This is a genomic window from Flavobacterium sp. (assembly GCF_013822155.1).
Lineage (GTDB): Bacteria > Bacteroidota > Bacteroidia > Flavobacteriales > Flavobacteriaceae > Flavobacterium.
In genome coordinates this window covers 1-2,070 of record NZ_PNJW01000138.1, presented here as the reverse complement: position 1 = coordinate 2,070, position 2,070 = coordinate 1, and the positions used below count along the sequence as shown (strand labels likewise).

1 protein-coding gene is annotated in these 2,070 nt (G+C 33.4%); it reads left to right on the top strand.

The window, feature by feature from the left end; all coding sequences use genetic code 11:
• Nucleotides 1-2,070 (top strand): hypothetical protein (locus tag C0512_RS15290; RefSeq protein ID WP_290863124.1); only part of this gene is annotated, 2,070 nt, incomplete at both ends.

Below are 2,070 nucleotides of genomic sequence, written 5' to 3'. Positions count from 1 at the left end.
TATGGAATACAAATCTTAATAAAGAGCTTTTTAGGAAGAAATATTTTGAGAAGAATTCTGCAAGAAGAAATACGTCTTGGGAAAATTTGTTCAGAAATATTTCACCAAAAATTGAATGTTAGAGGAATCGACGGTACGCTTTTTACGCAATCCGTAAAATACTTGGATATATTATCTCCTTTACTAAAACTGATGCCAAGCCTCTATTTAACGCTGGATCTCAGTGTTTTTAATGCTTCTGTTTTAGAAGAAAGATTGCCTTATTTTTTACTTACGGATGAGGGCATAGGTACATTGGCCTCTCTGTTTGAAAAATCTCTAAATTTAAATAATACGAAACTTTTTGAACAGTTAGTGTGTGCGCATGGAATAAAAAATTCTGTTCAGGCACAAACGAATTTTGTGCAAGCTTTATGTCACCAAACGCATGGTTATCGCATCCTAAAGGCATTTTCTATTCACCTTATTAATAATTGGACTGAAGATCAACAACCATTTCTCAAAATAATGTGTAAAAATGCCGGTAAAATGTTTGCTTTTTTGCTGGTCCCTCATGAAAATACATCGTTATTTTTTAAAAATAAAAACACAGTTTATACCCGGCTAATTCTCAATATGAGCAAGGGTTTAAATAAAGAAAATACCGTTCAGTTAATTACTAGTTTATTCACATTCTTATTGACTGAAGCAAATTGCGGTCAATTAAATGGACAACTCCTGCAAAACCAAAAATGGGGAATGGACTTTTTATTACTTTTTCAGCAAGTTTGTATGGCTCACGTAGACCATTTTTGTGTTTCTTTGAGCAGGTTAGTTGATTTAACGCCCCAAAAGATAGATTTATTACACTTTTTATTAAGCATACCAATTCCTACTTATAACGATATGACCCTCTTAGGTAGCATGTTTAGCAAGATGTGTAATGTTGCAATTTGTGGGGTTTTATTACAGAAAATGAAGAGAAATTGGGATAAAGAGCTTGCTTTTTCAGGGATAGATGGCAAAAGGCGAAACATTATTGAAGAGGTGGTATTTAAACATCCTAGTGGAAAAGCTATCCCAGATTATTTAATCCCGAGCAGCATACTTCAAACAACACCTGACCTTCCAGGGCTTTTTCATAATGTTTCAGAGATAAAAAGGGATATTGAGGCTTTATTTACTCCGGATCTTAAGAATGGCATCCCGCCTTTCTGTAATTTTATTACTCAATTTCCACAAATAACTATCCCCCTCTTAAGAAAAATTAATGATCCTGTTTTGCAAAACTTAATGGCTGATTATTTAATGATGCCTATCGCAGAAACCCCGCAAACAAATCCCAGAAGTTTATTAATTTATTTGATTCTTAATAGCAATAATTATTCTTTTATAGAAGTATTACGTCAATGCCCATGGCTCATTAATCAAAATAATATTCAATCTTTATTTTCGTTTCATAAATTAGCGCATGGTGAAGAATTACATGGAATCTTACCGATATCTTACCTGAGTTTTTACCAGTCAGATTGGGATCATATCAGTAATTGCATATTAGCTCGTAAGGACTTTTTCCATGATTTTCTTTTTCATAGGATTGGACAACAGCCCATTGTTGGAATGCAGATGATTTTGGGCGAGGAAATGTTAATTTTTGCCATCGATAAATACCTTCTCGGAGATGAGGTAAATAAAGAAAAAATTTTGCAGGCATTCTCTGCGGATGACGAACTGAATGTGCCTTTAGTGCAACTTTTTTTAGAAAATGGCAACATAAAAGCACTCTTATCTTTATTAAATAATATACCCGGTCTATCGGCTATAATTGCCAAAACATTTTTTTCGAGGGTACTCAATATCTTTCCCAATTCATATTTTTTTCTTTCTCCTCATCAGAAATACAGATTGAAGATCCTGCTCATTCTGTTAAATGAGGGGTATATGAATAATCTACTGACAAGAGATGAATTGTATACCCCTCAGTTTGCTTCTTTTTTGAATGGATTAAGCAAGCAAAAAGAGGAACATTCCTTATTAAAAAACTTTTTTACAAACAATATGGAGGCGATTCCGCATTTAATGGTTTTATTA